Origin of the sequence: Solibacillus sp. FSL K6-4121 (genome assembly GCF_038002585.1) — a bacterium.
Lineage (GTDB): Bacteria > Bacillota > Bacilli > Bacillales_A > Planococcaceae > Solibacillus > Solibacillus faecavium.
In genome coordinates this window covers 215,169-239,450 of sequence record NZ_JBBOCS010000002.1, presented here as the reverse complement: position 1 = coordinate 239,450, position 24,282 = coordinate 215,169, and the positions used below count along the sequence as shown (strand labels likewise).

Sequence of the window (24,282 nt, the reverse complement as noted above, 5' to 3'; positions counted from 1 at the left end):
GGTATTTCATCATGAATTCAAAGCAACATGTAAAACCGCATTTACTGGAAGCTCTTATTCTTATCATTTTCATAATTGCACTAATATCTTATTCCATTATGAAGCTTGACAGTGTGCCACATATACCGATTTTAATATCGATTGTTGTACTTTTTGGTTATGGTGCGATAAAAAAGGTACCTTACCGTACGATGGAACATAGTATGATTACATCTGTTTCAACAAGTATCAGCGCGATTTATATCTTTCTATTAATCGGCGTTTTAATTAGTAGCTGGCTAATAAGTGGAACGATTCCTACATTGTTATATTTAGGTATTTCAATAATTTCTGCTAGCTTTTTTTATGCGGTCGTCTTTATTATTACGAGTATTATCGGTACAGCAATTGGCAGTTCCCTTACGACAGTTGCAACGGTAGGAGTAGCGATGCTGGGGGTAGCTAGTTCGATCGATGCTTCAATTGCTCTTACAGCAGGTGCCATTGTTTCAGGAGCCTTTTTTGGAGATAAAATGTCACCCCTGTCCGACACTACCAACTTAGCAGCAACCGTCGCGGGTATTGATTTATTTACACATATTAAAAATATGATGTATACAACAATACCAGCTTTCATCATTTCACTTATTATTTACGCGGTGCTGTCACCAAGTAGTCAGCATATGGATACGACTCTAATTACAAGTTATAAAGAAACCCTAATTGCGACAAATTTAATTCATTGGTACTCCGTGCTGCCGTTAGTTATTTTAATTGTTTGTACATTCTTCAAAATACCGAGCCTTGCAACATTAGCCATTAGTGCCATTTCCGGAATTGTTTTATCTTATTTTCACAGCACGATTCCGCTTAATGAGCTCTTTGCAATTTTATACAACGGCTATTCAATGGAAACAGGTATAGTGGCAATTGATTCCTTATTATCCCGCGGTGGTATGAATAGTATGCTGTTTACAATTATTTTAATCGTGCTTTCACTTTCAATGGGTGGTTTGCTGTTTGCACTCGGTATAATTCAAACATTGCTTGAAGCATTGCAAAATCAGTTGAAATCAATTGGTTCCGTTATTAGCGGAGCAGCTTTCACCGCTATTGGGATTAACTTCACGATTGGCGAACAGTATTTATCTATCCTATTAACTGGAGAGGCTTTCAAAGAGAAATTCAAATCGCTTAACTTACATCCAAAAAACTTGGCCCGCACAATTGAAGATGCAGGTACAGTGATCAATCCGCTCGTTCCATGGAGTGTCTGTGGTCTATTTATTGCAACTACTCTAAATGTATCTGTACTGGACTATGTACCGTTTGCGTTTTTCTGTTTACTCACCCCGGTGTTGACGATTTTGTTTGGGTGGTTGAACATTACGATTACAAAGGCGAGCTAATTTTAAATACTGCTTTTTCGTTTAAATGTTGAATTATATTTCGAAAAATATGTTATTTATTTTAGCCCTTATTCAAAAATCACAAAAATTATCCATTTAAGAAACCTACTACCTAATAAAACTGTAAATTACCTATTTTCTATGTAGTATGAAATTCGCCTCCTAGTACATTCTAATGTCACAAGGAGGTGAGCACTCATGTCAAACAACAATAGTTCTTCAAACAAATTACGTGTACCTGGTGCACAACAAGCGCTTGACCAAATGAAATACGAAATTGCACAAGAGTTTGGTGTACAATTAGGAGCAGAAGCATCATCTCGTGCAAATGGATCTGTAGGCGGAGAGATTACGAAACGCCTAGTTCAGATGGCTGAGCAACAATTAAAATCAAAATAATAAAAAATGGAAACGTTACAGTAACATGTAGCGTTTCTTTTTATTTTGCGCTTCTTTATATCCTTTGATTCGGGGTTAAAATATACGTGCAAACTTTTAAGATCCAGAATTTCAATTATGTTGTACCTATATTATAAAATTTCACCATTTTGAAAATGGCTACCTAATTAAACTGTAAATTACCTTTTTTCATTGTGGTATGAAACTTGCTTCCTTGTACAATCTAATGTCATAAGGAGGCGAGTTACAGATGGCAAACAACAACAGTTCAAACAAATTGCGAGTACCTGGTGCACAACAAGCGGTTGACCAAATGAAATACGAAATTGCACAAGAATTTGGTGTGCAATTAGGATCTGAGGCAGCATCTCGTGCAAACGGATCTGTAGGCGGAGAGATTACGAAACGCCTAGTTCAGATGGCTGAGCAACAATTACGCGGAAAATCAAACCAATAATAAATAAAAAGGAAGCGTTACAGTTAAAAGTAGCGTTTCCTTTTTAATGTGTTATTTTTTTGAACAAAGTTATGTCATTTATATTATTTGATTCGGGGTTTTCACTATGCAAAACTAGACATTTGAATAAGCTTGAAATCCTCCATCAATAGGTATAACAATTCCATTAATAAAACTTGAGTAAGTATTATCTGCTAAAAATAGAATTGCCCCTACTAATTCATTAGGATTACCAAATCGATCCATTGGCGTCGCATTTATAATTTTTTCAGCACGTGCTGTTAATTCACCTGTTTCTTCTTTAAGTAAAGTACGATTTTGCTCAGTTAAAAAAAATCCTGGTGCAATTGCGTTTACCCTAATATTGGTTTTAGATAAATGTACCATTAACCACATAGTAAAATTACTTAAGGCAGACTTGGCAGCCGAATAAGCTGGGATTTTTGTCAGTGGAGTATATGCACTCATGGAAGAAACATTTATAATACTCGGACACTCTGATTTTAATAATAGTGGTAAAAATATTTGAACCGGTAACAACGTTCCCTTAAAATTCAGATCAAAAACTTTATCTATGCCCTCTTCAGTTAAACCTAATAAACTATTTTCTGGATTTGATATGTCATAGTATTCATCTTTAGTAACTGCATCTGGATGGTTTCCTCCAGCTGCATTAATTAGAATATCTAAATGGTCAACTTGCTTCATTACTTGCTCTTTTGCCTCTTTTAAGGATTCCATGTTTAATACATCTGCTGTTATTTGATAAGCTTCTCCTCCTGCATCATGTATTTCCTTTACTAAAGCCTCACCTTTTTTAGCAGTTCGATTTAAAATAAAAACTATCATTTCCTGCTTAGCCAATGCCCTCGCCATTTCAGAACCTAAAACACCGCTTCCACCTGTAATTAATACTTTTTTTCTCTTTAATTGCTTATGCATCATATATCATCACTCATTTCTCATATACGCATCCCACAACCCATTGAGATACATAATGCCTAATGCTCGATCGTATAATCCATAACCAGCTCGACTTTTTTCCCCCCAGATATGACGACCGTGATCTGGTCTTACATATCCAGAATAATTATTTTCAGCAAGTATTTTTACAATTCCAGCCATATCTATAGATCCATCCGCCGTCCTATGGCTGGTTTCTATAAAATCACCGTTTTCAAAAGTCTTTACATTACGAAGATGGAGGAAGGGAGCATCTTTTATGAAATCATTAAATATGGATAACAAGTCATTATTCGGATTGGCTCCTAAAGAACCTGTACAAAGAGTAAATTGATTCCCACTTGAAGCAGTGATTTGCTTTAACTTCATATAACTTTCATAACCTGTAATAATTCTAGGTAGTCCAAATATCGTCCAAGGTGGATCATCTGGATGAATTCCTAGATGAATTCCAACTTTTTCAGCAAAGGGTGCAACTTCATTTAAAAAATACGCCAAATTCTCCCAAAGTTTATGTTCATCAATAGATTTATATTGTTCAAATAATATTTGAAGTCTTTCTTTACTTAAATGATCCCACCCTGGCAATGTTAAATGGCTATTCTCCTTAACTTCTTGTAATAATGCCATAGGATCAATGTTTTTAATTTTTTCAGCTTCAAAAAATAATGATGTTGATCCATCTTCATTTGGGTGAAACAAGGAAGTACGAGTCCAATCAAATATAGGCATAAAATTATAACAAACAACCTTCACTCCTACTTCAGATAAATTCAACAACGTTTGTTTATAATTCTCAATTAATCTATCTCGTTCCGGTAACCCTAATTTAATACTTTCATGCACATTAACACTTTCTACTACTTCAGCATGAAAATCAAAAGATCGAATGTAAGCTACTTCAGATTGTATTTCCTCTTTAGACCAAATTTCTCCGACAGGTGTTTTATGAAGTGCCCAAACGATACCTTTAACATTTGGAATTTGTTTTACATCCGCTAAAGAAACCGTGTCATTATCCCGCCCATACCATCGAAATGTAATATTCATGAACTTTTCCTCCCTATTTCTAATAAATAGTTTTGAGCAAGTTTGGAAACCTCTTCTTCCCCCTGTAAGAAGGCTTTATTAAAATCACTTCCCACTCCCACTGCAATGGCACCATTTTCAATCCATCCTTTGAGATTATTTAAGCCTACGCCTCCAGTTGGCATCACTTCAATTTGAGGAAGAGGACCTTTAACAGCACGAATAAAGGATGGATCAAAGTTACTTGCTGGGAATAATTTAATTATAGAACAACCATATTCTAATGCCGTGACCATTTCAGAAATTGTCATACATCCCGGTAAATATAGTACTTGATATCGATTGGCTAACTTAGCAATTTCTTTATCAAAATGGGGGCTTACAAGAAAATTTGCTCCTGACAAAATCGCATGTCTTGCCGTTTCTGTATCCAGTACTGTCCCAGCACCAATACGTAGGTTGTGATTATCACGAAACTCTTTAAAAACTTCTTCAACTTGTGGTACAGTATAGGTTAATTCAATAAGGCGAATGCCTTCTTTTGCTAAAAGATTAATAATAGAAATTGCTTCTTCGGCATCATTTGCTCGTATTACTGCGACTAATTTCTCTTTACGTAATAACTCTTTAATTTCCAAGTTATATCCATCCCTTATCGATTAATTGTGTTACGATTTAATTGAATTAAAGTCGGTAATCCTTCATTATCTCCTAATGTACTAATAACATATCCGGCAAGTTTATTACCCCAATGAACGCGATTTTCAATCGAACTGTTTTGGGCCCATTGGTATAAATAGCCCGCTGCAAATGCATCTCCAGCTCCGACAGTATCAATTGTTTTAAGAGGTTTTGGTTTTGCACTAAAAATCTGATTAGATGCTTTTACAATAGCGCCATCTTTACCCTGCTTCATTACAATTTCTGAAATATTAAATACAGTTAAGAAGTCAACTAGCTCTTCAAAATTGGCTATCCCAAATAAGAGTTCTGCTTCGTCATCCCCAATAAATAATATATCTATATAAGGGAATAACATTTTAAATGCTGATTGCATTTCCTCAACTGACCATAACTTTCTTCTAACATTTACATCAAAGGCAATTGTCACATTCTTTTCTTTCATTGATTTCATTAAATTTCTAGTTAAATCTAAATGATAACAACTTAATGCAGGAAAGATTCCTGTCATAAAAAAAAGAGATGGTTTGAATTCTTCAAAATGCTTTTCATTTAAAATTTCTGTTGCTGAAGGTTTTCTATAAAAATAAGAATTTATATTAGATTCATTCATAATCTCTTTAATATAAAGCGAAGTTGTATGTTCATTAGACCGTAATACATGTTTACTATCTATACCTTCACTCTTAATAAAATGGATAATTTCATCACCAAGTGCGTCATTTCCTACGGCACTTATATAAGTTACGTCCATTTCTAACCGTGATAGACCGATAGCAACATTTAACTCTGCTCCTCCAATTGTTTTCTTAAACTGTGAAACAAAGCGCAATGCTCCATTTTCAGTAGGATTGAAACAAATTAATGGTTCGCCAACAATTAAAAAATTCATGTTGTCACCCCTTCAACCTTCTCATATTCATAAATTGTTAAGATTGCTCCACCTATTAAAGGGGAAGTGATGCGGGTATTAAAATCTATAAATAAATGTTTCAAGATTTCATCCAATAATTGTTCATTTAATGTATCCCATATTTCTGTTTGGAATAAATTATCTTCGCAAAATTGGGATTCAATAATTAGACGATTAGGGTTAATTAAGACAATTGTATGTTTTAACACTTGAGCAATATTAGATGCAATATTTTTGATCAGTTGCTTTCTTTGTTCAACTGTTTTATTTTCGAGATTTTTCGTATTACATCTTTCTTCTAACGTTTGACCATTTTCTAACTTAATATGTGAAATTTCACCTGCTACATTAAATGCACCTGCCCAAATTTCTCCATTTACGATAAGAGCACTTCCTATCCCTTGATCAATCTTCAAATAATATATTGTTTCTGTGTCATTATTTTTCCAGGCTTGATAAATAGCCATACATTTCACGTTATTTTGAATATATATTGGTGATTCTAAGTATTTCTTTAATTTTAAAACCACATCAATATTCTTCCACTTTAACTTTTCAGAATAAATAACCATTCCTTTTAAACTATCTACAATTCCTGGGACGATTACCGTAATTCCAATAAATTTCCCAAAGCTTCTTTCTAATTCCACTAATATATTTGTAACTTCTTTTAATTCACCCTCATATGCGAAAACTTGCTCAAATATTAAGTCTGTACGATAGTTATATATACAAATATGAACTTCATCCTTTTTTAAATTTACACTTAGGATTTTCAAATTGTCTGCTTGGATATCTAAGGCTACTTTTGGTCTACCACGACCTTTTTCTAGTACTGAAACACTTTTTTCTTCAACAATTTTTTCAGTTAATAGTTCTTCAACAGCTAAAGATACTGTATTTTTACTAACATTTAAAATTTTTGCTAACTCTTTTCGTGAAATGTTTGGATTTTCACGAATTAGTTTAATGATTGACTTCTTATTAGCAATACGTAAGACACCGGCACCAGCCATATTACCCCATCCTATAATTTTTTTATGCGATGCTTAAATTGATTTATAAATTGAGCATTCCACTCATCTCCCCCTGTAACATTTCCACTTTTCCAAATAGGCGGCTCTATACCTTGTTTACTTAGTAAATCGATAATTTCTATTGTTAAACAATTTAAAATGATATTATTTGCAAAACTTGAAATTGCTCCAACAGGTTGTGCAACTCCATCTATTGAAATGACCGCATCTCCAGGCAAAACTTTGGAATCAATATGAACATCAACTAGCTCGTATAAGTTTTTTTTCGTAGTATGGCGTGCCGGATGATCTAAGGGCGTTTGTTCCGCATGTGATTTCGATGAAATGCCGATAACCTTCATCCCCAATTCTTTTGCATAAAGTGCGCTATCAATAGTAGCTGCATTTATTCCATACGCGTTAACAATAACTAAGATTCCCTCTTTTTTTAAGGGATAGTCCTGTAATACAATAGGTGCATAACCTGTAATGCGTTCTACTTGCATTGAGCGCAATGCTCCCGCACTAAGAAGTGTCCCATCATCTAAAATAGCACTCATGTGCATGAGTCCTCCAGCTCTAAAAAAAACTTCTTGAGCAGCAATATTTGAATGACCACCTGGACCATAAATATGAATAATTTCATTACTTTTTATCTGCTGGACAATTAGTTCTGCTGCTTGTTGGATTGCTTCCATTTCCTCAGTAACAATCTCGTCCATTAATTGTTGCGTATACTTTAAATACTTTTTACTATAGGACATTTAACACCAATCCTTTCCAAGTAAATAAGATGCCTTAATTTCAAATGTATTTGGATCTAGTAAAACAAAATCAGCATTACTTCCTATGATAATTGGGTCTTTTTCCTGCAATAATGTATATACATTCGTAGTAACCTTACTAATTACGTTAAATATATTCGGTTCAATATGTTGCTGGAAATATTGCATACATTGCCATAAATTTTTTGCGCAGCCCGCTAAATATTGTGGGGATTCTGTCAAAAACAGTCGACCTTCTTCAGATAACGTAACATCCCCTCCAACTGCCTGTGAGTATTTACCTGCAGGCATGCCCGCCAAATTAACGGCATCACTAACTAAAATTAATTTTTCACCCTTTACACGATTCATGACTTTCAAAATACTTTCATCTAAATGAAATCCATCCGCAATCACCGACGCATAAAGTTTATCATTAGCTAGCTGACTCCAAATATAATTCGGATGCCGTGGAAGTACCGCTTCTGCCCCGTTCCCTAAATGTGTTGATAAACATGCACCCTTCTCTACAGCTGCATTAATTTCTTTTTCATTTGCAGTAGTATGTCCAATTGCAATTGTAACTTCTGAATGCAATGCTTCAATAAAAGGGATTGCTTCTTTCCACTCAGGACTTAATGTTACAATTTTAATAAATTGTCTTAAATTATCTTGCAAGGTTCTAAATTCTCCGATATTGGGTGCCTTAATATACTCCAATGCATGTGCGCCTTTCGCACCGTCTTTTGGAGAAATATACGGTCCTTCAAGATGAATACCTTTCACCATTTTTTTAGCAAGTACACTCGAATCAACCCATTCACATATTTGCTGTCCTAATTTTTTCAAATCACTAAATTGATTTGTAATAATTGTAGGATAAATATGATGAACTCCATTTTTTAATAATTCTATTAATACATTATTGGCTTGAGTAAAATCAAAACTATCATTAAAGTCTACTCCGTTATATCCGTTAATTTGAATATCCATGAACCCTGGAGATAAAATAGGGAAATTTTTATCATAAGTAATTTCCTCAATCGTTGAAAATTGGGTTTTAGATATTTCAAACCGATAAGATTTTTGTGTTTTATAATGTGTAGCGTTTATTTCCAAAGTTCTCATCCTTTTTGATAACAGCTTTCATCCGTGAAAAGTAATGCATTCACATGCTTTCTTAAAATTGTCGCTGGCATATTTTCATTAATTTCCTCCTCGATTAAGCGATATAAAGCCTCGGTTTTAGTCGGACCCGGCACAATACAAAAGATTTTTTCTGCACTTATAAGCGCTGGAATCGTTAAGGTAATTGCATGGGTTGGGACTTCTTGGATTGATTTAAAACAACCGTCGTTTACTTGTTGTTGTCGAGAAATATTGTCTAATTGAATTTCTTTTACAAAATGCATATCATCGAACTTTGCAAATGGTGGATCATTAAAGGCAATATGGCCATTTTCGCCAATCCCCATGATACATATATCAATTGGGGCTTCCCTTAATAACTGTTCATAACGATTGATTTCATCTTGAATTTCATTTAAAGAGTTAATTTTATAAAATGTACTTAGCTGAAGTTCATCAAATAAATGTTTATCTAAAAAGTTAGAAAATAGTGCAGGATTTTCAATAGGTAACCCTATGTACTCATCCATATGAAAACAAGTAATCTTTGACCAATCGATATTTTTCGAATTTTTGAGATATGCCAACACTTCATTTTGTGAGGGCGCTGCTGCAAATATTATTCGTATATTATTTTTTTGTAATAGTATTTTATTTATCGTATCTTCTATTGCCTTTCCAGCTGCTTGTCCCATTAACTCACGGGTTTCGTAAACATTCATCTGCAATGAATCTAATTGGATTTGTTTCATTTAAGCCATCCTTTCCACATTTGATGGATTTTCATTTCAATTGAAGGATCAAATGTCCCACGGTTCCCAAATGCTTTAATAAATTCTTTACCTTCATATCCACCATTTTTTATTTGCTTTTGTGTAGCAACATAACCAATCATGCCATCTGTGTAACCGACACCATATACTTTATTTAAATGATCTTGATAAAAGTTACTCATTTCTGCATTAGCAAATATAAAGGAGCATTGTGGTGAAATTGATAATAGACTTGATCTAAATGGAAGTTCAGATTTCTCAAATCTTGAGCAAGAAATAGGAGCTACTTGAGTTTCAAATAACTCAAAGTTTATTTCATCTGTTTTTACCAAAGGTTTTAAATACAATCTTTCTGATAGAACCTTTTTACTTTCCTTAACCGCTTGGACAATTTGATATCCAATTCGTTCAATATCATCTTTACTGCCACGGTAATATTCACCTTGTGTGATTAGATTTGGTCGTATATCACCACAAAAACCTTGTAGAAAAATAATGGGAATTTGATAAGTTTTTTTTAACTCAGAGATAACTGTACCACAATATTCACTACTAATTTTATTCATATCAGAAACTGTAGGATGACAAGCAAAATGGACAAATAATATTTTTGCCTCATCTCCTTCAGATAAAATAATACTAGTAACTTTTTTGTTAATCTTTTGTTCCTCATTCGGTGCCATTTTTATTATATTTCCTACTTTTCGTCGACGATAACTACCGACGTCCACAATATTATCTGATATTTGAACGTTATTACACGTGAAATTATTTAGAGTTTGTGTACATTCTAAAATACATGCCTCCAAAAAATTAATATAATCCAGATCGATTTCTCCCAGAATATTCGATAGTTCTGTATGGGTATTCGGCGTACAATGAGAATGAGAAGCATGAAAAAGAGCTGTTACTCCTTTTAAAGCTAACTTATCCTTCCACTTTAATATAAGTTGATCATCCCACCATAATAAATCAGCAGTAAATAACCAAACATTCCCGACTGCAATAAGGCGAAGATATAAAGGTTGATGTACTTCATTTACGTAGCCTATACGATGTGCAAATCCTCCCAATTGAACTGGTTTAGAAGGAGTTATTTCTACTTCTGAATATGCAAAATGCATTATCCCCACCTCTTAATAATACAAATAAAATTACGTAAAATATGAAATGGGTCTTTAACTGGTAATGCCACGATTTTATTCATTGGATTCCCAGTTTGGTCCAGGATTTGATACCATTCTCCAACCTCACTGTTTGGAAAATGCTCAAAAGTATAAGCTTTTACTTTTTCATAATACGTATAATAAATGTTATTTTGCGTTAAATCATACAGTAATAACGAAGTATATAGGGACTCAGAATGCGGCCACCATAGTTTAGTAGTTGCTGTATCTAAAATCAATTGTTCCATTGGATATTGGACTTCTTTTGCTTCTGAATAAACAAAACGCAACAAGCCTCCGTAAACTTTGTCCCAACCAATATCAAAATTGAAAGTAAACATTTTTTCTAATCTGTTTATTAATGTTGGTGTTACTTCACCTAAAGCTTCATAAAGATGTACATGAAACCAAATAGCTTCTATTGTATGTCCAGGATTGATATGGCGTCCTAATAGACAATTTTGCTGATTAATATCATTACTTAAAAATTCAATCACTTGGCCATTTTCTCGGACAAATTTCCCTAGTAAATTATCACTATATTCTTTAGCTTTATCTATATAAATCGCATTTCCTTCAAATTCATTGGCACATTCTGCTAATTCTTCAGCAACGTTTAGTAAAATCATCGAAATCGATTGACTTTCAAATCCCGCTGGAATTGGATATGGGGCAGTGTTAAAGCGATTTTCATTAATTCTAATTTCTATTGACCTATACACCTTTTTTGCAACTTGATAAGCTTTGAGATTTTGAAATACTTTAGCATAGTTACTTAACCCTAAAACAAAGAAACAATCTGCAAATATGCTATCATTTTTAGACTGTTCATAAACATTACCTTCCTTGGATAATAAAAAGGCAATAGAATAATCCTCCATCACAGCATGTTCCATTAAAAAATCGGCAGTTTGATGTGCTATTTTCTCTAATTTAGAGTTATTTAGATTTACCAAATGTTGTTTACTACAATCAAACAAAGAGGCACATAGCCACAAGAAACGTCCTTGTGACCATGTGTACTTATCTTCACTTAGTACTGTTTTTCCGTCATTGGAAATGCAAGTAAATACACCTCCGTATTGTTCATCTACAAATTGTTCCCAATAGGGCCAAAAATCGTCTTCAATTAATTTTCGATAAAATCCAACCTCTTTTTTAACCATATCTTATACCTCGTTATCTTTTGATGAATCACTAATACCTTCTAATAATGTCTCAACTTCTGTTGGTACAGGCTTATTTCTGTTCAATAAGCCCATTCCTACATAAACGACGAACGAACAGAATACCGGTAGACCTGTTGTAAAATATAGTGGATAACCTGAAGTGAATTTTGTAAAGGTAAATGCGATTAAACCTATAATAATTGATGTAATGGCCGCAGTAGAATTTGAGTGTTTAAACACTTTAAATAATCCTAACAGCATTGGTATTGCAATAGGTCCAACTAATGCTGCAAACCAAGTAATTAATAACCCTATTACTCCTCCAAAATTTTCATAGAAAGCAGCTACTACTAATGTTAGCAGTGTAAAGATGACTGTTACTATTCGTCCGATCGTCAACGTTTTCTTCTGGTCTAAATTCACAAATTTTTTGCTTAATGCCGGTAAAACATCTTTTGTAATAACCGCTGAAATTGTATTTGCATCTGACGACGTCATTGACATTGTAGCAGCAAATAATGAAGCTACTACTAATCCAATCATTCCAGCAGGAAGTAATTCCTGAACTAAAAGTGCATAAGATTTTGTTGGATCCTGTATCTCTCCTAAAATTAATGGCGACGCCCATAACGGGAAGAATATTATTAATGGGAAAACTAAATAAAGTGAACCTGATAGTAATGCCGACTTCTTTGCTTGGTTTGCATTAGGTGCTGAAATATAACGAGTCGCTAAATTCCATGTACCTCCGTTATAACTTAAAAATACGATGAACACATATATAAGTACATAGGCCAGGCCATAAGGTTCTACAAATAAATCACTATGTGAATCTGGTAATTGATTAAATACATTACTAACTGAGTTAAATCCACCAAAATCAACGAAGACAATTAAGAATAAGACAACAGACACTACTAATGTAATTAAAAATTGGACAAAGTCCGTTACTAAATCTGCCCATAAACCACCGATTGTTATATAAATTAATGAAACTACCCCTGAAAAAATAATTCCATAAAAAATCGAAACTCCTGTAAATACATTTAGTAAGATACCAATAGCAGCCCATTTTGCACCGACATCAAATAATTTAAGTATAATACCACACCAGGCAATAAGTTGTTGAGTTGCTAAATTATAACGTCTTGATAAATATTCAGTAGGTGACTCAATATCTAAAATTTTACGTAATCGTGCCCACCTTGGAGCCATAATATAAGCACCTGATAATACTGCTATTGTAATCGGAACAGCCCACCAAACATAAATATTGAATCCGGTTGAATAAGCAATACCAGCATATGCTACGAATACAGCTCCACTATACCCTGAAACGTGATGTGAAATTCCGGCTAACCACCATGGTACTTTACCACCTGCTACATAGTAATCTTTTGAACCATCAATTCTTTTAACAACCCAAAACCCTAAAATAATCATCACCACAAAATATGCAACTACAGTTAACCAATCGATTACTCCCATAAAAAACCCTCCTCCTTTTAGTCCTAATATAGGATTAATATAACAAGGGTATCCGTAATAGTCAATTTATTTTTTGACTTTTCAGAATATTAATCCCTTAAAAACATCTTATTTAGGGAATGTCAGAAACATTCGGATTAAAAAAAATAAGAAGTATATGTTCAAATTATTCTTTCTTTATGTATAGATTGTCCACCAGAATGTAATCCCTTCATCAACTAAAAAAGCACAAACCAACTGCATGGTTTGTGCTACTCATGTTAGTATATTTTTTTCAGTTATTATAACTTTAAGAAGAACTTTCCGTCCTGCTATAAATTTCATAGGCAAAATACCCAATTAACATCCCCGCGCCACCGCCTATACTAACTGTATTTAACATAGACGCTGGGGAAAATAAACTGATTATCCCCCCGATAAAGATGCCTAAAAATGTCCCCCAAGGTATTAAGCTATCCAATAAAAATTGAGCACCTTGTGTTTTTTTCTTTCCTAGCTGATTCTTTTTATGTTTATTTTTGAGTCTTAAAATGACAAATATACTTATTGCGCCTACGATAATTAACGGAAATACAATACGCATTATTTCTGCCAAACTTTCCATAGTATTGCCACCCTTCAACTTTTTATATTAGTCTATAGTCAGCACTATCAATTACAACTCGCATTAAGCTATTAAACAGTTTTTGCTGGGCAGGGTTTTGCCAATCCTCTTCATATTCAGCCATTAACCACATGACTTCATCAAGAAAAATATGCTGCTTCGCCTTATCCCAGTATTGATTTTCCTGATCGGTTAAAGCATTGTATTCTTTATATCCCGATAAAAACAGTTTCCATTCATCTACTGTAAAAACCCTGTCCGGAGCATTTTCATGTTCATTATGAAAGAGCAGTAAGACAAGTGCCAGATCAAAGATTCTTGGTATCCAAGTCGCATTATCCGGATCTATCAAGTATGGTTCAGGGATGAAAACAAGATTATTTGCTTTAAAATCGTGAGGAGTAGCAACATGTGGTAAACCTGCTCCGTTAAGTTCCTCCTGAGCTGCAACACTTTCCATTAATTTCATTTTTAATGATGGATCAATTTTAATTCCAGCCTTGTGAGCATGCTGAATAATGGCTTCCATACTCTCTTCTACTTCCTGTTTGTTAAAATCGTAAACATCATAGTTAAGAAGATCGTAAGCATTTATATTCGGAGAAAGACTATGTATGTGACCTAACATCTTTCCGGCTTCATAGATTACATTTTCTTGACCAGAGTATTTCGAGCCTTCTATAAATGGATAAACAACAAAATTCGTCCCCTCAAAATTTTGTGGATTATCTACATGAAGCTTAACTGGTGTTACAACATTTACCCCTTTACTCTTCAACATATTCGTATAAGACATCACATTCTCTGCTCTTTTTTGTGTACGTTTTACCACAACATCCTTATCGCCGTATTTCACCCGGTAGACGGGTGAATACGGGTAAATACTTACAGGCTCTTCTTTAGTTTCAAATCCAAATATCGCTAAAATTTCTTTTCCATTTGTCATTTATTTAATCACCTTTCACAGAGGTAGGGGTATACCTATTTCAATTCCTAAAAACTCTTTCAACTCAGGCATTTGTTTTAATGCCTGTTCATAACCGACTTCATAATTGGCTTTCATTTGATCAACTTTACTTTCAAAGCTCTTTATTGCACGGTCAGGCTTGAAAATAAAAGCTTCATTATTTTGCTCTAATTCCCCAATATACTGCATCGTAGCATTGTACATTGAAGCACGCTGATTCATTGCTGCGGCTAGTCTAGGGTAGCGCTTTTGAAAGAGCTTAGTTGCCCATTTGTTTGTTTTTGACGGTTGTTTAATATAGCCCGGTTCTCTTGTCAGGACGAGTAAATGTTTGGAATAGCCTTTTTCAATGGCACGTTTCACTGGAATGGAATCCGATAATCCCCCATCATAATATGGGATATTATCAATTTTAATCTCCGGAAATAACACCGGGATCGCACATGTAGCCTGGAGTATATCACATGTTCTCGTCATCGTATGCGCACTCTTATATTCCACTTTACCTGTATAAGCGTTTGTTAGACCAAATTCTACTTCGCCCGGATAGTTGTAATATGTATCCCAATCAAATATGTCGAGCTGATTTGGTACAATATTGTAGGCAAAGTCTAAACCAAAAAGGCTTTTCTCCTTCAAAAAGTTCCGCGCACCCATATAACGAGGATCATTACGATACGTTGTTAATACCCGCATTGTTCGCTCAGGCTGATTTGACATATATGAAACCGCATTTATCGCCCCAGCCGAAATTGCCGCAATATATGGCATCACTATTTGCTGCTCCATTAGGGCATCCAGTACACCAGCTGTAAATACGGTTCTAAATGTGCCCCCTTCTAAAATTAAACTGCAGTCCTTTACTTCATGCATCTACATCACACTCTTTCCGTCATATACACTTCTTCTATTTTATTATACGTTTTAAATCTCAAGCATACTTCCTAAATTTTCAGAAATATGTTATTATTTATTTCGAATATCGTAATATTAGGAGGAAACTAATGTCAATGTTGAAACGTAATGAAGTACCAGTTGAGGAAACGTGGAATTTAAATGATTTATTTTCTTCAGAAGAAGCTTACTTAGAAGCAATTGAAGAAGTGAAACAGCTTGTTGAAATAAGTGCCAAGCAATTGCCAGGTACAATTACAGATGCAAAGGGTGCCATCGCAGCTATAGAAGCGACTGAAAAAATCCAACTTAAATTAGTACCAATCGGAACGTACGCTAGTCTTTCACACAGTGTAGATCAAACAAATACAGAAAATCAAATGCGTTCAGCTCAATTTGGATCATTAGCTGCGAGCATCGCTACAAAGCTTTCTTTTGTAAAAAGTGATTTATTGGCATTAGACGAAGCAATTTTAAAAGAAGCTCAACTATTAAATCCATCATATGAAAACTATATTAATAAACTGCTTATTCAAAAACCGCACCAACTTCATCCTGAAGCGGAAAAAGCATTGGCTGCTTTCGGTGCAACATTTAATGCACCGTATGAACTTTACAATACTACAAAATTAGTGGATATGAATTTCCCTGATTTTGAAGTGGATGGTGAACAATTCCCTCTTAGCTACAATTTATTCGAAGGTGATTGGGAATTAGAAACAGATACGAAAAAACGACGAGCAGCATTTGAAGCATTCTCTTCAAAACTACGTGACTATCAGCATACAACGGCTAAAACGTATAATACACATTTAAAAATCGAAAAAACCGATGCAGATTTGCGTGGATACGAAACAATTTTCGAATCGTTACTAGAATCTCAGCAAGTTGACCGTACGATGTATGACCGTCAAATTGACTTGATCATGTCTGAACTAGCACCACATATGCGTCGCTATGCAAAATTACTACAAAAAACGCATGAACTGGATAAAATGACTTTTGCAGATCTTAAAATTTCATTAGATCCTTCATACGAACCTACTATTACTGTTGAAGAATCCCGTCAATATATGAAAGACGGTCTATCCATTATGGGAGAAGACTATATTAAAATGATTGACCGATCATTCGATGAGCGATGGATTGACTTTGCCCAAAATGCCGGTAAATCAACAGGTGCATTCTGTTCAAGTCCATACGGTGTACACCCATATGTATTAATTTCATGGACTAGCCGTATGAATGAAGTATTTGTCCTTGCTCATGAATTAGGTCATGCTGGTCACTTCTATTTAGCAAATGACGCTCAAAATATTTATAATGCACGCCCATCTTTATACTTTATTGAAGCACCATCTACAATGAATGAAATGCTTATGGCCAACTACCTATTACAAAATTCAACGGATGCCCGTTTCAAACGTTGGGTGATTTCATCCATTATTAGCCGTACGTATTACCATAACTTCGTGACACATTTATTAGAAGCAGCCTACCAACGCAAAGTGTACGATATTATCGATGCTGGCGGAAATGTGAACGCTCCGAAATTAAATGAATTAAAACGCGAAGTACTGGAGCAATTCTGGGGAGATACAGTTGAAATCACAGAAGGTGCTGAGCTTACTTGGATGCGTCAGCCTCACTACTATATGGGCTTATATCCATATACTTATTCAGCTGGTTTAACAATTTCAACACAAGTATCACAACGTATTTTGAATGGTGATGAATCAGCTGTTGGTGAATGGATCGAAGTATTAAAAGCCGGTGGTACGAAAACACCTGTCGAGCTTTCAAAAATGGCTGGTGTCGATATTACGACAGAACAACCATTGCGTGACACAATTGCATTTATCGGAAATTTAGTTACACAACTAGAGCAATTAACAGAAGAACTACAAACAGTTTAAAAAACTTGGATGTGCAGAAATATTTTTGCACATCCTTTTAGTTTTTTAGCTACAGACTTCTTGCAACTTTTAAATCGCAATCGATTGCTTGACGACATCTACTTGCTGGAATAAGTCGGAAACTCCAGATTCTATTGCAGCTGACCCAACTGCCTTCGCAACTACCCCTGCAACACGTTCATCCATCGAGCTAGGAATAATAAAGTCTTCATGAAGCTCCTTTTCAGTTACAAGAGAAGCGATTGCCTCAACCGCCGCCAGCTTCATGGCCTCATTAATATCTCTTGCGCGCACATCCAGCGTGCCGCGGAAAATACCCGGAAATGCCAGCATATTATTAATTTGGTTCGCATGGTCGGAGCGCCCTGTCCCAATAATTTTAACACCCCATTTTTTTGCATTCTCTGGGGTAACTTCCGGATCAGGATTCGCCAATGCAAATACGATTGGATCTATCGCCATTGATTTAATATGAGTTTCATTTAAAATATTCGCTGCTGATACACCAATAAATACATCAGCTCCCACTAAAGCATCATCCAAACTTCCACGCAGTTGATATGGGTTTGTTAAATTAGCGACTTGATCTTTTACTGGATTCATTCCTTCAGGGCGACCTTCGTAAATAATCCCTTTCGTATCACACATAACTACATTTGTGTATCCCATTTGAATTAGTATACGTAAAATGGCAATACCCGCAGCCCCTGCTCCATTAATGACAACCTTCATTTGCGCAACTTCTTTATTCACAAGCTTTACGGCATTAATCATCCCTGCACCAACAACGATTGCGGTACCATGCTGATCATCATGAAATACAGGAATTGAACATTCTGCACGCAGCCGATCTTCAATTTCAAAGCAACGTGGTGCTGAAATATCCTCTAAATTGATCGCCCCATATGTAGGAGAGATTGCTTTCACTACGTTAACAATTTCATCAACATCTTTTGTATTTAAACAAACCGGTACAGCATCAACATTCGCAAATCGCTTTAACAATAAAGCTTTCCCCTCCATTACCGGTAAAGCTGCTTCCGGACCAATATCCCCTAAACCGAGCACAGCAGTACCATCTGTAATGACTGCTACTAAATTTCCTTTCATCGTATAGTCATATACAGTTGAAGGATTTTGTTCAATTGCTAAACAAGGAGCTGCTACACCAGGTGAATACGCCAAACTTAAATCATATTTATCCTGTACCGGTACTTTTGCACGAATTTCCATCTTCCCCCCATAGTTTTCATGCATCTCTAACGACTTCTTCATTAAATCCATTTTTACCAACCCTTTCTAATTTTAGGAATTTTCTTTATATTTACGTATGTTATTCCTTTTGAATTCTTTTGTCAACGATAATATTTATTTTTGTTTGAAAATTCAAATAATTATTCACAAACGTTGATATATCAACAATTTAAGAGGCATAATCCGAATAATTGATATTGTGAATTCATACACAATCTATTATATAAATAAAATTAATGTAAGGGCTGTCATTTTGAAAACAGTGCTTTATCAGGCTAAAGTATGTGATAGATTGCACGAAGTATTTTCTAATGCTTAATATGAAACTTTTCACAAACTTACATAAAAAAATGTCACAAAGCTTTTCACCGCAAATTTTTCACATTTTTGTTAAACTTAATTTATCGGAGGGGTGAAAATGACAGATAAAAACACCGAGCAACTGACTGAAGAGGAATTTTTAGAGCTTGTTTTAGAAGAACAGGAAAAGGCACTGGCAAAAGAGCGGGAGGCACGTCTAAATCCACAGCCCAAAAAACCAAAAAGGCAAAAGCCTGTTGTGCGAATTATCGTATGGTTGATGGCATTGACACTTGTTTTTAATACTTTTGCAGTAATTTTCAATATTTATTCCATTCCGGCAATTGAATTTTTAAAAGTATCAACGAAACTTTCAAGTCAGGAAAATATTCAAACATATAAGCAATCGATCGTCACAATAAATACTGACTCCGGAAAAGGAACAGGATTTGCTGTAACGGAAAATGGTTACATATTAACAAATGAACATGTGATTGATGATGCTTTAACGATTACCGTAGTATTTCCGGATGATTCACTTTATAAAGCGGAAGTTGTAGAAGCATATGAGGAATATGATTTGGCACTATTAAAAGTGGATGCGGAGAACTTACCGTATATAACACTCGCAGAAACAAGCGAATTCCGTCAAAATGAGCCTGTTTATTTTATCGGTAATCCCCTTGCATTTAGCGGCATTGCAAATGAAGGAAAAGTAATAGGCTATACGAATGCTCTCGATATTCAAACAGAAATTATTATGATGAACGCACCCGTTTATCGAGGGAATAGCGGTAGCCCGGTGATTAATGAAGAGGGACAAGTAATAGGTGTTGTCTTTGCAACCGGTACACGTGAAGATCATGGAAAAGTCGGTTTATTTATTCCGATAGAAAATGTCCATGAGCAATTTCAAGAATATTTAGCGCAATGATTTTCAGATTTAACTTATTAGAATATTGTCGGGGATATTAGAATAGTTGGCTACTATTTTAGAACATTTACGTAGTAAATTAGCATATTGCATATCTATTTTAGAACAAATGTTCCCTGTATTAGATAACATAAATTTTATTAGAAACTCTTAAACCGTTATTAGAACATTTTATTTTTTATTAGAAAAAGTGACCACCGATAGCGTAGACCAACTCCGAATATACAAAAAAAAACGGCTGCCCAAACACAAACATTGAGCGCCGTTTTTTATATTAGAATAGTAGACTAAATAATAAGTAGAATAAACCAGCCATTACTGCTGAAATCGGTAAAGTGATGAACCAAGTAATAACGATTTTACGCGCCATACCCCATTTAACACCTTTCACACGCTGTGCTGCACCTACACCCATAATGGCAGATGAAATAACGTGCGTAGTCGATACTGGCAATGCGATCACTGTTGCACCAAAAATAATCGATGCAGAAGTTAAGTCTGCCGCTACACCATTAACTGGACGGATTTTCATAATTTTGCCGCCCACTGTTTTAATAATTTTGTATCCACCAACAGACGTCCCTAGACCCATCGCCAATGCGCAGGCAAAACGTACCCAGTCTTGTACTTCATCTGTCGATTGCCAGTTCGCTGCGATTAAAGCCATTGTAATAATACCCATCGCTTTTTGGGCATCATTTGTACCGTGTGTAAACGATTGTAAAGCTGCTGTACCGATTTGTGTTAATCGGAATGCTCTCGTTGTACCATATAGCGGTGAACGCTGGAATATAAATTTGAATAGCTTCATCACTATAAAACCTACCGTTAAAGCTAAAATTGGTGAAATAATTAATGCCTGTAAAATTTTAAAGAAACCTTCATAATTTAAAATATCCATACCGGCTGAGGCTACTGCTGCCCCTGCAATTGAGCCGATTAATGTATGTGAAGAACTTGACGGTATACCGAAATACCAAGTTAACAAGTTCCAAGTAATCGCCGAGCTTAATGCCGCCAAAATAACAACAGATCCAGTCACATCACCTTCGAATGCATTTAATGAGAAGGGATCCACAATTCCCGATGCAACTGCTTTTGCTACGCCGACAAAAGTCATCGCACCAACGAAGTTCATTACTGCAGCCATTAAAACAGCTACTCGTGGCTTTAACGCACGCGTTGAAACAGATGTTGCAATAGCATTGGCTGTATCATGGAAGCCATTAATAAAATCAAATGCTAACGCAAAAATAACAACGAGTACGGTAATGATTAATAACGTTTCCATATTCTACTCCTTTTTAATTATGCATTACGCATAATAATTGTTTCAATTGTATTCGCTACATTTTGGCAATAGTCGGCAATTTCTTCTAATTGCTCATACAAATCTTTAAAAATAATTAAGCGAATTGGATCTTTTTCAACTTGGAATAGTTCTGTAATAGATTTACGGAAAATCTCATCACATTCGCGCTCATAATCTTTTATTAAAATGGCATGTTGACGCATACCAATTAAATCTTTTTTATTTAATAACTCCATTGCCTTTACTGCTTCATCAGATGATTTAGCGATAAAGTCAACAAAGTCTCTCATATACTGATTCACTTCTGTAAATGAATACATTTCAAAATGGGCAATCGTATTTTCGATACCATCTAGAATATCATCTAATTTAATCGCTAACGCTAAAATATCTTCACGTTCAATTGGTGTCATAAAGGACTCATTTAATTTCACGATCAAATCATGAATTAATTTATCACCAGCTGTTTCATAAGACTTCATTTTAATTTGAATTTGTTTTAAGTCCGATACAGTAGAAATTGTTGATTCTTTTGCATAGTTGGCACCGTTTTGTACATTTTTTGCAATATCTAATAATCCTTCAAAAAATGGATCTGGTTTTTTTGAGCTGAACATGGAATAAAATCCCCCTAAAATGAAGTATGTAAATTAAAACCTAGGTTATCATAACACCTATTTTTCATTTTCTTCAACATTAATTTAAGTTATTTACAAAACCTTTACAATCGAAAAATAAATATACCTTATAATCTTGCATCAAGTTGCCTATTTATATAACGAAATTTTCAGAATCCACTTAAATTCTCTTGTAAATAAGCCTTTTTCGATACGTATGAAAGGAAATCTTATAGTATTCCCTTTTACCATATTTTTAAACCATTTAAATTATTAATCAATTGTAAATTTAATATTACAAACTATTTTTAATATGTGAGACTATTTTCTATTACAAAACAATAAAAAACTGCCTAGCAAGTTCCCCTCGCTAAACAGTTAGTTGTTGTATATTCTATTTTTTAATACGGATGTTACGATATGGGCTGCATCCCATTCCCCTAATGATAACTTTGTAATTGGATATTTCTTATCAAAAAGCTGTTTCGTTATCTCAGAGGGGGGCATTCCTTTTTCAGCCATCAGTTCTATTTTGCCGCTTAATTCTTTTAAGTTATTCAACTTACGGTGTAAAGCTTCCTTTCCATTTTCTATATAGCCTGCATGGTTGCAGTACATTTCCTGAAAATCAAGGGAAAGGGCTAGCTCCAATGAATCGATAATTTGCGGAATACTTTCTTCACGCAGCACAACTTTAGTTTTAGGTGTAACATACAAGTCCCCCGTAAAGAGTTGTCCTGTCTCTTCATTTAGAAAAGATGAATGGTCATTCGTATGTCCGGGAGTCAGAATCACTTTCCAGCGACCGGTCCTCGAAGTAAAATTATTTTCCAAAGGCCGTGCTTCAAAGGGTTTTCTCGCCCCCCAAAATAACTTCCTGTATAAAGGATAGTTTGCTTTGTGTTTACATTCTTCTATTCTTGTTTCATTCATAAATATAGGTAAATTATATGCTGTCTGCAAAAAATGTGCCCCACCAGTATGATCTTCGTGATAGTGGGTTAGCATCACCTGATCGACATCCATCGTATTGAAAAACAGTTTAAATTCCTCAAGGAGTGATGCCGCGCCAGTATCTATTAAAACACCATCAACCTCAAAGCAATGTACATTCAAACGCACCGATTGGAATTTGACAAAACCATTAATCATTTTCACACCGGATTTTTCGCTTATTTCCGATTTCTTCTCAAAGAACACGCCTATTACCTCCTTTACTCTATATTTTTCTACAATATCACTTTAACATAATTTCTGGAAATTAACTCCTAAAAATAATTGAATCGATAAATTAAAAACCGTTATGCAAAAAAATCTCACATAACGGCTTGTTTTATTTTTTAGTTAGACGTTGCGACTGGGTGATGGTTTACCCAATCACTGTACCCAGCCATATAAATTTGGACATTTTCATAACCTGCTTCTTTTAAAACTGTGTAAATAGGTGTTGCTGTGACACCTGAACCACAGTAAACAACAATATCTTCATCCTTTGATACTTTGTCTAGAAGAGAAGATGTAATGACCAAGTTAGAACCTTCACGTAGCTGTTCCCAGTCGTAATTTTGGGCTGTCGGAATATGTCCGGCTAATTTATCAAACGGCTCAAATTCACCATTATAGCGAGCTGCTGAACGGGCATCCAACAAAGTAGCTTTTGTTTTCCCTTCCACAATATTGACAATATCCTGGCGCTTAAGCAAAATTTCATCATTCCATTGAAGCTGCAAATTACTTTTTGGAAATGTCGGTACTTCAGTAGTAATCGGCAAACCTACATCTTTTAAAGCCTGGAAACCGCCATTTACAACATAGGCATGCTTAAATCCTGCATAGTTTAAAATCCACCATGCGCGTGTAGCATATGGTGAAGCACCTTGATCGTACACGTAAATCGCATCATTCAGATGTAACCCATGCTTTTCAAATAATGCTTGAAGCTGCTCTTTATCTGGAAGCGGATGGCGACCTTCACCTTTCGCTAAATCCGATAAATCTGTATTTAAATCCCAAAATACAGCCCCTTCTACATGCCCCTCTTCATACAGAGCTTTGCCTAATTCTATATTTGCCATATCAAATCTAGCATCGATAAAGCGTCCTGTCGGCTCAATTTTATCGGCTGTTACAAAAATATTAGTCATAAAAAG

24 protein-coding genes are annotated in these 24,282 nt (G+C 35.0%); 5 read left to right on the top strand and 19 right to left on the bottom strand.

Annotation, left to right across the window (positions count from 1 at the left end; genetic code table 11):
- Positions 1–11: 11 nt before the first annotated feature.
- The 3 genes from nhaC to MHH95_RS10635 all read left to right on the top strand — a co-directional run bounded on the left by nhaC (position 12) and on the right by MHH95_RS10635 (position 2,244).
- Positions 12–1,388: a Na+/H+ antiporter NhaC gene (gene nhaC, locus MHH95_RS10645; protein WP_340727522.1), complete on the top strand. Its 1,377-nt coding sequence runs from the start codon at positions 12–14 to the stop codon at positions 1,386–1,388.
- A gap of 198 nt (positions 1,389–1,586) precedes the next feature.
- Positions 1,587–1,787, top strand: coding sequence for an alpha/beta-type small acid-soluble spore protein (locus MHH95_RS10640; protein ID WP_191702937.1), 201 nt, complete (start codon positions 1,587–1,589; stop codon positions 1,785–1,787).
- Between the two features lie 250 nt (positions 1,788–2,037).
- Entirely contained in the window at positions 2,038–2,244 is a 207-nt protein-coding gene (locus tag MHH95_RS10635) for an alpha/beta-type small acid-soluble spore protein (RefSeq protein ID WP_340727521.1), read from the top strand.
- Positions 2,245–2,358: 114 nt separating this feature from the next.
- On the opposite strand, the gene MHH95_RS10630 is transcribed toward MHH95_RS10635, so the two are convergent.
- The 14 genes from MHH95_RS10630 to MHH95_RS10565 form a co-directional block, all read right to left on the bottom strand.
- On the bottom strand, positions 2,359–3,186 hold the full coding sequence (locus MHH95_RS10630; RefSeq protein WP_340728747.1) for an SDR family oxidoreductase: 828 nt from the start codon (positions 3,184–3,186) through the stop codon (positions 2,359–2,361).
- A 9-nt stretch (positions 3,187–3,195) separates the two neighbouring features.
- The gene (uxuA, locus tag MHH95_RS10625) at positions 3,196–4,257 is read right to left on the bottom strand and encodes a mannonate dehydratase (protein WP_340727520.1); all 1,062 of its coding nucleotides are present in this window, start codon (positions 4,255–4,257) and stop codon (positions 3,196–3,198) included.
- Positions 4,254–4,874 (bottom strand): bifunctional 2-keto-4-hydroxyglutarate aldolase/2-keto-3-deoxy-6-phosphogluconate aldolase, encoded by a 621-nt coding sequence (locus tag MHH95_RS10620; protein ID WP_340727519.1) that lies wholly within the window; start codon positions 4,872–4,874, stop codon positions 4,254–4,256. Before MHH95_RS10620 ends, uxuA begins: the two co-directional genes overlap by 4 nt.
- A 14-nt stretch (positions 4,875–4,888) precedes the next feature.
- A complete protein-coding gene (locus MHH95_RS10615) occupies positions 4,889–5,809 on the bottom strand; it encodes a sugar kinase (protein ID WP_340727518.1) in 921 nt (306 codons plus the stop codon).
- Entirely contained in the window at positions 5,806–6,846 is a 1,041-nt protein-coding gene (locus MHH95_RS10610; RefSeq protein WP_340727517.1) for an ROK family transcriptional regulator, read from the bottom strand. The genes MHH95_RS10615 and MHH95_RS10610 overlap by 4 nt, the downstream gene beginning before the upstream one ends.
- Before the next feature lie 11 nt (positions 6,847–6,857).
- Positions 6,858–7,610, bottom strand: coding sequence for an SIS domain-containing protein (locus MHH95_RS10605; RefSeq protein ID WP_340727516.1), 753 nt, complete (start codon positions 7,608–7,610; stop codon positions 6,858–6,860).
- Positions 7,611–8,729: an N-acetylglucosamine-6-phosphate deacetylase gene (locus MHH95_RS10600; RefSeq protein WP_340727515.1), complete on the bottom strand. Its 1,119-nt coding sequence runs from the start codon at positions 8,727–8,729 to the stop codon at positions 7,611–7,613.
- A gap of 5 nt (positions 8,730–8,734) precedes the next feature.
- On the bottom strand, positions 8,735–9,490 hold the full coding sequence (locus MHH95_RS10595) for a 6-phosphogluconolactonase (protein ID WP_340727514.1): 756 nt from the start codon (positions 9,488–9,490) through the stop codon (positions 8,735–8,737).
- Positions 9,487–10,635 carry a hypothetical protein gene (locus MHH95_RS10590; RefSeq protein WP_340727513.1) on the bottom strand — a complete coding sequence of 383 codons (1,149 nt, stop codon included), beginning with the start codon at positions 10,633–10,635 and terminating at the stop codon, positions 9,487–9,489. The genes MHH95_RS10595 and MHH95_RS10590 overlap by 4 nt, the downstream gene beginning before the upstream one ends.
- Entirely contained in the window at positions 10,635–11,843 is a 1,209-nt protein-coding gene (locus MHH95_RS10585; protein ID WP_340727512.1) for an AGE family epimerase/isomerase, read from the bottom strand. Before MHH95_RS10585 ends, MHH95_RS10590 begins: the two co-directional genes overlap by 1 nt.
- A gap of 3 nt (positions 11,844–11,846) precedes the next feature.
- Positions 11,847–13,334, bottom strand: coding sequence for a sodium:solute symporter family protein (locus MHH95_RS10580; protein WP_340727511.1), 1,488 nt, complete (start codon positions 13,332–13,334; stop codon positions 11,847–11,849).
- Between the two features lie 289 nt (positions 13,335–13,623).
- Entirely contained in the window at positions 13,624–13,938 is a 315-nt protein-coding gene (locus tag MHH95_RS10575; RefSeq protein WP_340727510.1) for a hypothetical protein, read from the bottom strand.
- A gap of 22 nt (positions 13,939–13,960) precedes the next feature.
- A complete protein-coding gene (locus MHH95_RS10570) occupies positions 13,961–14,884 on the bottom strand; it encodes a phosphotransferase (protein WP_340727509.1) in 924 nt (307 codons plus the stop codon).
- 15 nt (positions 14,885–14,899) lie between these two features.
- Positions 14,900–15,778, bottom strand: a complete 879-nt coding sequence (locus MHH95_RS10565) for a patatin-like phospholipase family protein (RefSeq protein WP_340727508.1) — start codon at positions 15,776–15,778, stop codon at positions 14,900–14,902.
- Positions 15,779–15,909: 131 nt separating this feature from the next.
- On the opposite strand from MHH95_RS10565, the gene pepF reads away from it, so the two are divergent.
- Positions 15,910–17,715: an oligoendopeptidase F gene (gene pepF / locus MHH95_RS10560; protein WP_340727507.1), complete on the top strand. Its 1,806-nt coding sequence runs from the start codon at positions 15,910–15,912 to the stop codon at positions 17,713–17,715.
- A 69-nt stretch (positions 17,716–17,784) separates the two neighbouring features.
- Here pepF and MHH95_RS10555 read toward each other — a convergent pair whose 3' ends face one another.
- Positions 17,785–18,999 (bottom strand): NAD(P)-dependent malic enzyme, encoded by a 1,215-nt coding sequence (locus tag MHH95_RS10555; protein ID WP_340727506.1) that lies wholly within the window; start codon positions 18,997–18,999, stop codon positions 17,785–17,787.
- A 388-nt stretch (positions 19,000–19,387) separates the two neighbouring features.
- Here MHH95_RS10555 and MHH95_RS10550 point away from each other — a divergent pair, with 388 nt between their 5' ends.
- Positions 19,388–20,203 carry a S1C family serine protease gene (locus tag MHH95_RS10550; protein WP_340727505.1) on the top strand — a complete coding sequence of 272 codons (816 nt, stop codon included), beginning with the start codon at positions 19,388–19,390 and terminating at the stop codon, positions 20,201–20,203.
- 274 nt (positions 20,204–20,477) lie between these two features.
- On the opposite strand, the gene MHH95_RS10545 is transcribed toward MHH95_RS10550, so the two are convergent.
- From MHH95_RS10545 to MHH95_RS10530, 4 genes are all read right to left on the bottom strand, one after another.
- Entirely contained in the window at positions 20,478–21,494 is a 1,017-nt protein-coding gene (locus MHH95_RS10545; protein ID WP_340727504.1) for an inorganic phosphate transporter, read from the bottom strand.
- A gap of 17 nt (positions 21,495–21,511) precedes the next feature.
- Positions 21,512–22,132, bottom strand: coding sequence for a DUF47 domain-containing protein (locus MHH95_RS10540; protein WP_340727503.1), 621 nt, complete (start codon positions 22,130–22,132; stop codon positions 21,512–21,514).
- 378 nt (positions 22,133–22,510) lie between these two features.
- On the bottom strand, positions 22,511–23,332 hold the full coding sequence (locus MHH95_RS10535; protein WP_340727502.1) for an MBL fold metallo-hydrolase: 822 nt from the start codon (positions 23,330–23,332) through the stop codon (positions 22,511–22,513).
- A gap of 140 nt (positions 23,333–23,472) precedes the next feature.
- The gene (locus tag MHH95_RS10530; protein ID WP_340727501.1) at positions 23,473–24,276 is read right to left on the bottom strand and encodes a sulfurtransferase; all 804 of its coding nucleotides are present in this window, start codon (positions 24,274–24,276) and stop codon (positions 23,473–23,475) included.
- Positions 24,277–24,282 lie beyond the last annotated feature (6 nt).

Excerpts from the sequence above, each read along its gene's own strand:
- nhaC (WP_340727522.1), top strand. The coding sequence starts at position 12 with ATGAATTCAAAGCAACATGTAAAACCGCATTTACTGGAAGCTCTTATT.
- MHH95_RS10640 (WP_191702937.1), top strand. The coding sequence starts at position 1,587 with ATGTCAAACAACAATAGTTCTTCAAACAAATTACGTGTACCTGGTGCA.
- MHH95_RS10635 (WP_340727521.1), top strand. The coding sequence starts at position 2,038 with ATGGCAAACAACAACAGTTCAAACAAATTGCGAGTACCTGGTGCACAA.
- MHH95_RS10630 (WP_340728747.1), bottom strand. The coding sequence starts at position 3,186 with ATGCATAAGCAATTAAAGAGAAAAAAAGTATTAATTACAGGTGGAAGC.
- uxuA (WP_340727520.1), bottom strand. The coding sequence starts at position 4,257 with ATGAATATTACATTTCGATGGTATGGGCGGGATAATGACACGGTTTCT.
- MHH95_RS10615 (WP_340727518.1), bottom strand. The coding sequence starts at position 5,809 with ATGAATTTTTTAATTGTTGGCGAACCATTAATTTGTTTCAATCCTACT.
- MHH95_RS10610 (WP_340727517.1), bottom strand. The coding sequence starts at position 6,846 with ATGGCTGGTGCCGGTGTCTTACGTATTGCTAATAAGAAGTCAATCATT.
- MHH95_RS10605 (WP_340727516.1), bottom strand. The coding sequence starts at position 7,610 with ATGTCCTATAGTAAAAAGTATTTAAAGTATACGCAACAATTAATGGAC.
- MHH95_RS10595 (WP_340727514.1), bottom strand. The coding sequence starts at position 9,490 with ATGAAACAAATCCAATTAGATTCATTGCAGATGAATGTTTACGAAACC.
- MHH95_RS10590 (WP_340727513.1), bottom strand. The coding sequence starts at position 10,635 with ATGCATTTTGCATATTCAGAAGTAGAAATAACTCCTTCTAAACCAGTT.
- MHH95_RS10585 (WP_340727512.1), bottom strand. The coding sequence starts at position 11,843 with ATGGTTAAAAAAGAGGTTGGATTTTATCGAAAATTAATTGAAGACGAT.
- MHH95_RS10580 (WP_340727511.1), bottom strand. The coding sequence starts at position 13,334 with ATGGGAGTAATCGATTGGTTAACTGTAGTTGCATATTTTGTGGTGATG.
- MHH95_RS10575 (WP_340727510.1), bottom strand. The coding sequence starts at position 13,938 with ATGGAAAGTTTGGCAGAAATAATGCGTATTGTATTTCCGTTAATTATC.
- MHH95_RS10570 (WP_340727509.1), bottom strand. The coding sequence starts at position 14,884 with ATGACAAATGGAAAAGAAATTTTAGCGATATTTGGATTTGAAACTAAA.
- MHH95_RS10565 (WP_340727508.1), bottom strand. The coding sequence starts at position 15,778 with ATGCATGAAGTAAAGGACTGCAGTTTAATTTTAGAAGGGGGCACATTT.
- pepF (WP_340727507.1), top strand. The coding sequence starts at position 15,910 with ATGTCAATGTTGAAACGTAATGAAGTACCAGTTGAGGAAACGTGGAAT.
- MHH95_RS10555 (WP_340727506.1), bottom strand. The coding sequence starts at position 18,999 with ATGGATTTAATGAAGAAGTCGTTAGAGATGCATGAAAACTATGGGGGG.
- MHH95_RS10550 (WP_340727505.1), top strand. The coding sequence starts at position 19,388 with ATGACAGATAAAAACACCGAGCAACTGACTGAAGAGGAATTTTTAGAG.
- MHH95_RS10545 (WP_340727504.1), bottom strand. The coding sequence starts at position 21,494 with ATGGAAACGTTATTAATCATTACCGTACTCGTTGTTATTTTTGCGTTA.
- MHH95_RS10540 (WP_340727503.1), bottom strand. The coding sequence starts at position 22,132 with ATGTTCAGCTCAAAAAAACCAGATCCATTTTTTGAAGGATTATTAGAT.
- MHH95_RS10530 (WP_340727501.1), bottom strand. The coding sequence starts at position 24,276 with ATGACTAATATTTTTGTAACAGCCGATAAAATTGAGCCGACAGGACGC.